This is a genomic window from Aeromonas fluvialis (assembly GCF_000819885.1).
GTDB classification, from domain to species: domain Bacteria; phylum Pseudomonadota; class Gammaproteobacteria; order Enterobacterales; family Aeromonadaceae; genus Aeromonas; species Aeromonas fluvialis.
Window position 1 is genome coordinate 1 of sequence record NZ_CDBO01000065.1, and the last position, 9654, is coordinate 9654.

8 protein-coding genes are annotated in these 9654 nt (G+C 59.7%); 5 read left to right on the forward strand and 3 right to left on the reverse strand.

All coding sequences use genetic code 11. From position 1 onward, the window contains the following. The coding region (locus BN1125_RS13775) for a hypothetical protein (protein ID WP_042012927.1) at positions 1–324 on the reverse strand (324 nt) is incomplete at its 3' end. A 180-nt stretch (positions 325–504) separates the two neighbouring features. Here BN1125_RS13775 and BN1125_RS13780 point away from each other — a divergent pair. Next, positions 505–1890: a DUF4397 domain-containing protein gene (locus tag BN1125_RS13780; RefSeq protein ID WP_042012929.1), complete on the forward strand. Its 1386-nt coding sequence runs from the start codon at positions 505–507 to the stop codon at positions 1888–1890. A 371-nt stretch (positions 1891–2261) separates the two neighbouring features. After that, positions 2262–2762 carry a DUF1993 domain-containing protein gene (locus tag BN1125_RS13785; protein ID WP_042012930.1) on the forward strand — a complete coding sequence of 167 codons (501 nt, stop codon included), beginning with the start codon at positions 2262–2264 and terminating at the stop codon, positions 2760–2762. 157 nt (positions 2763–2919) lie between these two features. On the opposite strand, the gene ilvC is transcribed toward BN1125_RS13785, so the two are convergent. Then, the gene (gene ilvC, locus BN1125_RS13790; protein WP_042012931.1) at positions 2920–4401 is read right to left on the reverse strand and encodes a ketol-acid reductoisomerase; all 1482 of its coding nucleotides are present in this window, start codon (positions 4399–4401) and stop codon (positions 2920–2922) included. Positions 4402–4622: 221 nt separating this feature from the next. On the opposite strand from ilvC, the gene ilvY reads away from it, so the two are divergent. Then, entirely contained in the window at positions 4623–5516 is an 894-nt protein-coding gene (gene ilvY, locus BN1125_RS13795; RefSeq protein WP_042012932.1) for an HTH-type transcriptional activator IlvY, read from the forward strand. Here the strand turns inward: ilvY and BN1125_RS13800 are convergent. Then, entirely contained in the window at positions 5505–6365 is an 861-nt protein-coding gene (locus BN1125_RS13800; protein ID WP_042012938.1) for a type 2 periplasmic-binding domain-containing protein, read from the reverse strand. The genes ilvY and BN1125_RS13800 overlap by 12 nt on opposite strands. A 192-nt stretch (positions 6366–6557) precedes the next feature. Here BN1125_RS13800 and BN1125_RS13805 point away from each other — a divergent pair, with 192 nt between their 5' ends. Together BN1125_RS13805 and BN1125_RS13810 are read left to right on the forward strand one after the other, a co-directional pair. Further along, positions 6558–6749 (forward strand): hypothetical protein, encoded by a 192-nt coding sequence (locus tag BN1125_RS13805; protein WP_042012934.1) that lies wholly within the window; start codon positions 6558–6560, stop codon positions 6747–6749. Between the two features lie 73 nt (positions 6750–6822). Continuing rightward, on the forward strand, positions 6823–9405 hold the full coding sequence (locus BN1125_RS13810) for a bifunctional acetate--CoA ligase family protein/GNAT family N-acetyltransferase (RefSeq protein WP_042012936.1): 2583 nt from the start codon (positions 6823–6825) through the stop codon (positions 9403–9405). Positions 9406–9654: the final 249 nt, after the last annotated feature.

Below are 9654 nucleotides of genomic sequence, written 5' to 3' on the forward strand. Positions count from 1 at the left end.
CATGGTGTTATTAGCCAGGGGCCATTGGAACAAGGCCGCCCAACGTTCGGCCACTTCCCGTTCATCCCAGTCAGCGGCTTTGTCAGCCTCCACTTTCAATACCAGATGATAGTGATTACTCATTACCGCATAGGCACATACGCCGATGGCAAACAACCGAGACAGCTGCCCCAGCTTATCGACGACCCATTGGCGGCGATGCTGGTAACTCCGGCCCGAGTGGGCATCTTCCCCGCATAGAAAAGCCCGCCGCACACAGCGGCTGACCACATGATAGTAAGGGGTATCTTGCAGGCTGATTTGACGGAAACGGGCGATGGTCATGGCACTCTCCTATGGCACTCCCCTCAGTCAAGAACAGATATATTCCCCTGTCAAAAAGATGGGTGTCCCAATAAAAAATCGGCTATCGCAGGCAAGCGCGACACAGAGAAAATAAGTAGTGATCCAATCTCGCTCGGTCACCATATGCAAGTTGCTACCAAACAAATGGAGATTGAACAGATGAAATGGATTCAGCGTTTGGCCGCCATCGCCATGGGATTGACCCTGGCCGCGTGCGGAGGCAGTGACAGCAGCAGTAGTTCTGACAATACCAATACCAATACCAATACCGCCATCAGGATCAGTCATCTTGCACCAGATGCGCCCAAAGTGGATGTGAAGGTAAACGGATCGACCTTCCTCACGGACGTTGATTTTGGTTCCAGCAGCGGGCTGAAGCCGGTCAAAGCTGGCAGTTACAGCATCGCGGTAGACGCAATCCTACCGGGCAGCACCGCCACAGTGATCGGCCCGGTCACCCTCGAATTGAAGTCTGACACCCAATATGATGTGCTGGCCATTGGCAAATTGACCGGCAGCGGTGATACCCAGTTTGGCCCGCTGGTTCTCGAGCGGCCAAATATGGCTCCCGCAGCAAGCGATATTCGGGTGCAAGTGATACATGCTGCCCCCGGGGCCCCGGCGGTCGATATCCATGTCACGGCGCCGGGCGCTGCGCTGAGCAGCCCAACCCTCGCCAATATCCCCTTCAAAACCTACAGCGATCCCATTACCCTGCCTGCCGGTGACTATCAGGTCAGGCTGACCCTGCCGGGCACAGTTACCGTGGTATATGACTCGGGCACCCTCCCTCTTGCAGGCGGAAGTGACTTGCTGGTAGCCGCCATCGACAACCTCGGGGCCGGGCCAAGCCCGGTGCAATTGCTAGCGATTAGCAGTAGCGGCGCAAGCGCCATTCTGTCAGCTGATGAGCAGGCAAAACTGAGAGTTGTGCACGCCGTGGCGGATGCACCTGCGGTAGACATCTGGGTCAATGGTACTGCGCCGACAGCCGCGCCGCTGCAGGGGTTGGCCTTCAAGAGCAACACCTCATACCTTACATTGGCTGCCACCACTTATGACTTTGCTGTCACCCCCACCGGTGCCACTTCGCCACAAGTGATTAATGCCAGCGGTGTTGCTCTCCAGGCAGGCGCACTCTATTCATTGTTTGCAGTTGGTCAGCTGGTAACCCCATCAGGGGAAACCATCGACCCGCTGCTGCTGACCGACACTGGCCGCTCAGTCGCAACCGAAGCTAAATTGCGGGTGTTGCACGCGGCGCCCACAGCGCCAGCCGTCGATGTCTATTTGACCACTGACACTGACATTTCTGGCGCCTCAGCGGCCCTGAGTGCCGTGCCATTCAAGGGGTTTAGTGACTATCTTGCCATTGCAGCCGGTGATTATTACGTCACCATCACTGCAGCAGGTGACAAAAATCCGGTCATCGGACCCTTGCCGGTGAATCTGACCAACGGTCAGCTGCTGACAGCCGCAGCGCTCTCTGACAGCGTCGGTGGAGTAGACCCGGCGCTGCTTATCCTTAACGATGCCAACAACTGATTACCTTCGTGCTTACTGTTGAGTGATTTAAAGACCCGGCCTGGTACCTTCAGTCCGGGTCTTTTTTGGGTCAGCATTTGGCTGGTAATACGTGTGCACAGGCGTGACGGTGCCGTAACGTGGACCTCGTAGCAGGTAAGACGTTATTGTGGGAGTAGTCAGAAACCCGCTGCCAGACAACAAAGAGAGCGGCCGGGTGAATTGCAAAAAGTAGGGTGACAAGGAAAGGGCTCCGCCTGTGTTAGGGGCCATGTTTTGTCGCGGCGGGCTCGAACCTGTCTGGGGATGGAGTATATTGGTAGCCGATTAGCCAGTCTCATTCACTGTGGCCGCGCAAGCGGGCCGCTGTTTCAGCAAGATGGAGAGTGCTCATGAATCGCGACATTACCGCCCAGTTTATCAAGATGCTGACCAACCTTGACCACTGCCTGGCCAAGGCTGCAGCCCATGCCGAGGCAAAGCAGTTCAACGTGGAGAACTTCTTCGGCGAGCGGCTGATCGTCGATATGCTGCCCCTTAGCAAGCAGGTGCTAATCTGCTGCGATTCGGCCCGGTCTGTGGTCGCCACTGCCAGCCACAGCGAGCCGCCGGTGCAGGGCGATGACCCCAAGACCATGGCGGATCTTCGCACCCATATCGGCAAGACCATCACCTATTTGCAGAGTAAGCTGGACGCGGACTATAGCCAGTACGCCAGCGCCCGCTACGAGCCCTACTGGGCGGACGGCAAGGGGATGGATGGCAACACCTGCGTCCATGAGTACGGCATCCCCAACTTCTACTTCCACCTCACCATGACCTACGCCCTGCTGCGCCGCGCCGGAGTCGATCTCGGCAAACGCGACTATCTGGGCGGCCTCAACCTGCAATAAGCACAGCCACAGGCGGCTATCAGATCGCAAAAGCCTGCCAAGCGGCAGGCTTTTTTTGGCTGTATGGCCGAGTTTTCTGGCTGGCCGCTCGGGTGTCCAGTCCGACCGGCGACGGGGATCGTCATCCCCGCCGTTTATCATCCAGCCCGATGCTGGCTTAACCGCCTACGGCGATGCGTTTCATGTCCTTCATGTAACCGCGCAGTACCTGGCCGATTTTTTCGATCGGGTGGTTGCGGGTCGCTTCGTTGGCCGCCAGCAGCGCCAGGTTATCCACGCTCTGCCCTTCCGCCTTGCTGGCACCCAGATCGCCCGCTTTCAGGGTCGGCATGAAGTGCTCGCGCAGCAACGGCACGGCGGCGTTGGCGAACAGGTAGTTACCGTATTCGGCGGTGTCTGAGATGACCACGTTCATCTCGTACAGACGCTTGCGGGCGACTGTGTTGGCGATCAGCGGCAGCTCGTGCAGGGATTCGTAGTAGGCAGACTCCTCATAGATACCGGAGGCTACCATGGTCTCGAACGCCAGCTCGACACCGGCCTTGACCATGGCCACCATCACCACGCCATGGTCGAAGTACTCCTGCTCGGCGATCTTGCCAGCAAACGCCGGGGCGTTTTCGAAGGCAGATTTGCCGGTCTCTTCGCGCCAGGTGAACAGTTTGGCATCGTCTTCTGCCCAGTCTGCCATCATACCGCGGGAGAACTCGCCGGCGATGATGTCATCCATGTGTTTCTCGAACAGCGGCCGCATCAGCACCTTGAGCTGCTCGGAGAGCTCGAAGGCACGCAGCTTGGCCGGGTTGGAGAGGCGGTCCATCATCAGGCTGATGCCACCCTGCTTCAGGGCTTCGGTGATGGTCTCCCAGCCGAACTGGATCAGCTTGCCGGCGTAAGCCTTGTCGGTCCCTTCGGCAACCAGCTTGTCGTAGCAGAGCAGGGAACCGGCCTGCAGCATGCCGCAGAGAATGGTCTGCTCGCCCATCAGGTCGGATTTCACTTCCGCCACGAAGGAAGACTCCAGCACGCCGGCACGGTCGCCGCCAGTGGCAGAGGCCCACGCCTTGGCGATGGCCATGCCTTCGCCTTTCGGGTCATTTTCCGGGTGAACGGCGATCAGGGTCGGCACGCCAAAACCACGCTTGTACTCTTCACGTACCTCGGTACCCGGGCACTTGGGTGCCACCATCACAACGGTGAGGTCTGCGCGGATCTGTTGACCCTCTTCCACCACGTTGAAGCCGTGGGAGTAGCCCAGTGCGGCGCCCAGTTTCATCAGCGGCATCACGGTTTTCACCACGTCGGAGTGCTGCTTGTCCGGGGTCAGGTTCAGCACCAGATCGGCGGTCGGGATCAGCTCTTCATAAGTGCCGACCACGAAACCGTTGTCGGTGGCCTTCTGCCAGGAGGCACGCTTCTCGGTGATGGCGGCCTTGCGCAGGGCGTAGGAGATATCCAGCCCGGAGTCGCGCATGTTCAGGCCCTGGTTCAGCCCCTGGGCACCACAGCCCACAATCACCACCTTCTTGCCCTTCAGCACGTCGCAACCGTCGGCGAATTCCGCCCGCTGCATGAAACGACACTTGCCCAGCTGGGCCAACTGCTGACGCAGGTTCAAGGTGTTGAAATAGTTAGCCATGGTGATTGCTCCGTTCGATTGATTCCATGCCGGGTAGCGGCGTTGTTTGACCCACTATAGCGCGGGACACTTATTGCCTGAACTGATATATTCGAAACAGTACGTTGCAATAATTGAAACGTCAACCCTTCATAATTGCCTGCTGAATGTACCGCGAGATGGCAGAAACAAGCCGCCAACCGCCGGATATCGGACACACATGCCACGCCAGGAGCTGAAAGATGGACCTTCGCAATCTCGAGCTGTTTCTCCACCTCGCCGACTCCCTCCACTTCGGCAAAAGCGCCGATGCCATGGCCGTCAGCCCCTCCACCCTGAGCCGCGCTATCCAGCGCCTGGAGCAGGAGACCGGCTGCATCCTGTTCGAGCGGGACAACCGTTCGGTGCGGCTCACCCCCGCCGGCGAGAAGCTGCGGGAGTTCGGCGGCGGCCTGTTGCAGGAGTGGCGTCAGCTCAAGCAGGAGCTCAAACGCAGTGACGAACCGTTGCAGGGGCGGCTGCGGGTGTTCTGTTCGGTCACCGCCAGCTACTTTCTGCTGCCCGAGGTGCTGGAGCGCTTTCGCCGCCGCTACCCCCAGCTGGAGATCAAGCTGGAGACCGGCGACCCGGCGCTGGCGGTGGATAAGATCCTGGCCGACGAGGCCGATCTCGCCATCGCCGCCCGCCCCGATGCCCTGCCAGCCAAGCTCGAATTTGCCAGCCTGCAGCGGGTGCCGCTGGTCTTTATCGCGCCGCGCAACGCCCCTCAGCTGAACCAGTGGTTCCGCCAGGGGGAGCCGGACTGGGAGCGGCTGCCGGTCATCCTCTCCGAACAGGGCTTGGCCCGCAAACGCAGCGATCAGTGGTTTCGCAACAAGGGGATAGCCCCCAACATCTATGCCGAAGTGGCGGGTAACGAGGGGATTGTCGCCATGGTGGCGCTCGGTTGCGGCGTAGGGCTGGTGCCGGCTGCGGTGATCGACCACAGCCCGCTCGGCGACAAGGTGCGGATCATCGATCTCAAACCCGCCTTCAAGCCATTTGATGTGGGGATCGGGGTGCTCAAGAAGCGGCTGGAAGAGCCGCTGATCCGCGCCTTCTGGGATACTGCGCAGAATCAGGGCTCATTGCGCTGACACCGGTTTATAGATAAGGGCCGGATCGGCCATCATGATGCGGCTGGGCAGCGGCAAGTCGGGGTTGTGCAGCTCGAGGCGCACCCGCTCATCCAGTTTCAGTCGCCGAATGGTACGACCAAATCCCTCTTCAAAAACCCGGTCAAAAGCACCGGATTGCCGCGCCCGCAGCAGGCCGAGCTCGATGCGCTGCGCCAGCTCCGGATATTTTGGCGAGACAAAGAAGAGCAGCGCCAGCGGATAGCGAAACACCAGACTGGGCTCAATGGCCAGATCCGGGTGCTGTTTCAACTCATCCTCGACCTCGATGACGGAGCGCAAAAAGCAGTCAAAACGCTTCTTGCGCAACATGTTGAAGAGCGCCTCGTAGAGGTTGCCTGCCATCACCTTGAGGCCGTTGGCCTTGAGCAGCCGGGTATCTGGCCAGGATCTGTGCTGCCCGATGGTGAGGTCTGACTGATGCCACTCCGCCAACGACCCGATCGCAGCAAAACGCCCCTCATCCCCCTGCCGAACCAGACACACCCGCCATCCCAGCAGCCCCTTGGCCAGCGGAATGTGGATTGCCAGCAACTCCCGCTCTCGCTCACCATCGGGGGCAAAGACACCGACCTGAACCAGCTCGCCGCTACGCAGCTCCTTCACCGCCCGCCCCTGCTCCATCTGCGGGCTGGAGACCAGCTGGTAGGGACCATATTCGGGCACGGTGAGATCGAGGGAGAGCCGAAGCAACTGGACGACGGCAGGGTTGGGGTGATCCAGCAGCAGATTCCAGGCGCGGATAGGCTGCTCGGTTGCCGATACGCCAACCGCCCACAGTGCCATGCACCACCACCAGACTCTGATCATCCCGTGCACCATCCGTGCCTCGTGCTCCTCGCCATACTATAACGCCAGCCAGCGCCTCAACGGCGCCCTCTCTGAAAGATGTGTGAGCGCTCTCGTGTCAAATCTCGTGTCAAAAGTGACAATAGGCAAACCCGGCAGGTCATCGCAGACTGGGCGTTCATCAACAAACGCCAAGGCGCAGGGAGGAGAGCCATGAAACAGCATCTGGTAGAGATCAAGGGTTCAACCCTGTTTGACGAGTATCTGCAGAGCATGGGCGTGCCCAGTACAGCACTGGACCGGGAGCAGGATATCTATCTGCAGGAACGCTACCTGGGTGCCATTCGTCGGGTGCAAGGCGAACAGCGCTTTTATCTGCATGCCAATGCCCTGAACAAACGGTGATCAGGATCCGGTCACAGAACCCGCAGCAAAGGCGTATTAGACTGACATCTTCCCCCTTTTATCGGGAGTGCCCATGAAAGCAAGCGGTCTGGATCGGCTGTTCAAACCCCAATCAATCGCCGTGATCGGCGCCTCGACCGACCCGCTCAAGGCGGGTCATGTGATCGTGCGCCACCTGCTGGCGGGCCAGTTCAAAGGGCCCATTCTCCCCGTCACCCCGCGCAACAAATCCATCGCCGGCGTGCTGGCCTATCCCGATATTGCCAGCCTGCCGCTGACCCCGGATCTCGCCATCATCTGCACCAGGCGGGAGCGGGTCTTGCCGTTGCTGGAGGCGCTCGGCCAAAAGGGGGCTGGAGCGGCCATCATACTGGCCGCCGACTTTTCCCCCGAGGAGCGGATGGAGCTGAAACGGGTATGCCAGAAATATGGCATTCGCCTGCTCGGCCCCAACAGCATGGGGATGCTGCTGCCCGGCCAGGGGATCAACGCCAGCTTTTCCCCCATTGCCGCCAAGCCGGGACAGGTCGCCTTTCTATCGCAATCTGCCGCCGTCAGCACCACCATTCTGGATTGGGCCAAGCAGCATGAGCTTGGCTTCTCCGTCTTCATCTCCCTTGGCGATCACTGCGACATCGACTTCGGCCAGCTGCTGGACCAGCTCTCCCGCGATAGCGTCACCCGCGCTATTTTGATCTACATGGACAAGCTGCACGACGCCCGCCACTTTCTCTCGGCGGCGCGGGCGGCCTCGCGCAACAAGCCGATCCTGGTGCTGAAAAGCGGGCGCCACGAACCGGCCCACGGTCTCGACAACGTCTATGATGCCGCCATCCGCCGCGCCGGCATGCTGCGGGTGCGGGATACCCACGAACTGTTCGCCGCGGTAGAAACCTTGAGCCACTCCATGACCCTCAAGGGAGAGCGACTCGCCATCATCTCCAACGGCCGCGGGCTGGCCAATATGGCGGTGGATGTGCTGCTGGAACGGGGCGGCAAGCTGGCTCGCCCGCCGCTCGATATCGGCAGCGATGCCACCATCACCACCTATCAGGAGGCGCTGGACAGCGTGTTGCAGGAAGATGGCATCGACGCCATCCTGATCATCCACGCCCCCTCGCTCACGGCACCGAGCGCGCCGCTGGCCAGCCATCTTATCGCCCATCTGAAACAGCATCCCAGAGCGCGCCGTTTCAATATCCTCACCAACTGGGCGGGCGAATACTCGGCACAAGAGGGGCGCAAACTCTTTACCGAGGCTGGCTTCCCAACCTACCGCACGCCGGAAAGCGCCATGGCCGCCTTCATGCACATGGTGGAATACCGCCGCAACCAGAAACAGTTGATGGAAACCCCGGCGTCACTGCACGGCAACCAGCTCAATGCCGAGCTGTGCCAACAACTGATCCGTCAGGCGCAGGAGCGCAAACAGCTGAGGCTGGATACCCATCTGGTGCACCCGATTTTGCAAGCCGCCGGTCTCTCGACCCTGCCAACCTGGATCGTCACCGACGCCATCGAGGCGACCCTGACCGCCGAGCAGATCGGCTATCCGGTGGCAGTGAAACTCCGTTCGCCCGATATCCTGCACAAGTCTGCCGTGCACGGCGTGGTACTCAATCTGCGTACCTCGGCTGAAGTGGCGCAAGCCGCAGATGCCATTCTGGACAGGGTCAGACAGCATGATCCGGGCGCCCGCATCGAAGGCTTGCTGGTGCAACGGATGGCTCGCCGCAGCGGCGGCCTGGAGCTGCGGGTGCGTATCCAGCAAGACGCCATCTTTGGCCCCGTCATTCTGCTGGGTGAGTCGGGTGCGGAACCGCAGGAGATGGTGGCAGCCTTGCCACCGCTCAATCAGGCACTGGCTCGTTACCAGATCATCGGCGCCCTCAAGAGCCGCAAGATCCGTGAGCAGGCCACACCGGAACGACTGGATATCGATGCCCTCGGTCAAGTGCTCTGCCAACTATCCGAGCTATTGCTCGCCTTTCCTGAGATTCAGGAACTGGACCTGCACCCGCTGCAAGCGTGCGGCGCCGAAATGGTGGTGCTGGATGCCAGCCTCACACTGAGTGACCCCACCATCCCGACCAGCAACCGACTGGCGATCCGCCCCTATCCTACCGAACTGGAGGAGGGAGCCTGGCTTAAAGATCAGCGCCATATCCTGCTGCGCCCGATCCGGCCGGAAGATGAACCGGCTCACAAGCAGTTCGTGCTGCAGGTCTCCGATGAAGACAGGTACAAGCGCTTCTTCGCCGATGTGGGCGAGCTGGGCCATGAAGAGCTGGCTCGCATGACCCAGATCGATTACGACCGGGAGATGGCCTTCGTAGCGGTGGGGCAAGATGGCGAGCTGCAGGATCAGATCCTCGGTGTGGTACGCGCCATTTCGACCCCGGACCAGAGCGATGCCGAGTTTGCCATTCTGGTGCGATCGGACTTGAAAGGGGTGGGGCTCGGCAAATTGATGATGGAGAAGATCATCCGCTACGCCAAAGAGCAGGGGATTGGCCAGCTATCCGGCATGACCATGCCCAGCAATCGCGGCATGGTCAACCTCGCCAAACGGCTTGGCTTCAAGATCGATGTGCAAATGGAAGAGGGGGTGGTCAATATGGAACTGCCCTGTAGTCAGAAAGCAGCAGAAGCCTGATTTGGCCCCCTGTAGAGTCATTCAGATAGCTGTAAATGAAACTGATAAGACTCTGATATAGCCAGAAAATGGTAGAAATAACCGGCTATCTGGCACTCTCTCTGCAGGTAAAAACCAGACATTGGTGGTTTAACACGCTAAAAACACCAAAGCTCGGCTTTGTGTTCGTTCCTGTGTGCAAATCTGGAGGTCACTGGAAAAACCGTACATAGCAAAAAGGCCTTCCCAGATGGGAAGGCCTTTCAATTA